Here is a 1,132-nt window from a genome sequence, read left to right as displayed (position 1 = left end):
AATGTCTTCGATTGGATGTTTTCCAAGGTCGCGCACGACAACCTCGTATTCTAAAAAAGCCTCCTTCTTCGGGACATCAAGATCAGCATAGGCGGGAAGCTCCTTTAGCTTTAATGCCTTATTGCCTTTGAAATACTGGTGAAGGGTTGTAAGTCTTTGCTGTCCATCCACGAGGTACTCAGTGGCCTCTCCGGTATCAGGATTCAAACTACCAGCGCAGACGTAAATCTCTGGGAACGGTAGACCCCGAAGCACTGTTTTGATAAACGCGAGCTTGTCGTCGTTTGTCCAAACAAGTCGCCTTTGAAAATCCGGGCGTGGGTTGAGCTTTGAGTCTGTCAGCGCCGACATCAGTTGATGTATCCGACGATTCGTTGCGGATGTTTTCATGCAGCACCTGCCAGAGTTTCTCGCATCGCAGTCAAACCATTTCGCTGATAACGCATTAAAAACCGTTCGTCATAGTAAAGACCRCCGCGAATTTTCGTACGCATAAATTCCTCCCGCCCGGAGATTTCACGGAAAAACTCCCACCAATCGTGGCACACCTGGTACTCATCAGCCGAGGGCATCTTATCGGGCCGAATCCATCCCATTAGATGGTAGTGCTTGAATTTCTCCACGTTGAAGTATTCGCCAGCGCTCACCATTTGGTTTACTTCATGCCAAATGCTGACGTACAAATCTCTCGAAACAATTGCCACATCAATGTCAGAATCGTCCGAGAAATGCTTGAAGTACTGTCCAGGCTTAGGACTGAAACCGAGTTTCGCCGAACCGACAACGAAAATAGAATCAATCGCTACACCGAATTGAGTGGCGATGCAGTCACGCACTCCAATTTCAAAATCATTCCCAATAATTGAGCACTCGTGCCGCATGACATGTTTGACCAAGGCTTGCTCAACTCCTTGGCCGAGTAGGCAATCCCTAAACACGCCGATACGAGCAGCGATGTCTGCAGCTACTTCCTCTTGAGTCATGGGAACCTTTGAACGCTAAGTTCAAGGATCGTATCAACTTGTATGGCAATTAAAACGGAAGAATTTACCTTGATCAGTAAGGTTCGGCCCCGGCTGAAGCAGTTCTGCAATGGTTGCACTGTTCGAGCATCAACGAACCGTAGCAACAG

General features: G+C 48.0%; 2 protein-coding genes. Both read right to left on the bottom strand.

Annotated elements, in window-relative coordinates; translation table 11 throughout:
• On the bottom strand, window positions 1–390 hold a 390-nt coding region (locus tag AC1D0Z_RS22405), incomplete at its 3' end, for a DUF262 domain-containing protein (protein WP_477660347.1).
• Window positions 387–983 carry a hypothetical protein gene (locus AC1D0Z_RS22400; protein ID WP_477660346.1) on the bottom strand — a complete coding sequence of 199 codons (597 nt, stop codon included), beginning with the start codon at window positions 981–983 and terminating at the stop codon, window positions 387–389. The genes AC1D0Z_RS22400 and AC1D0Z_RS22405, both read right to left, overlap by 4 nt.
• Window positions 984–1,132 lie beyond the last annotated feature (149 nt).

This window comes from Polaromonas sp. P1_E3 (assembly GCF_056405935.1).
Note: the sequence above shows the minus strand (reverse complement) of the source record. Positions and strands in the feature narration are given on the sequence as shown.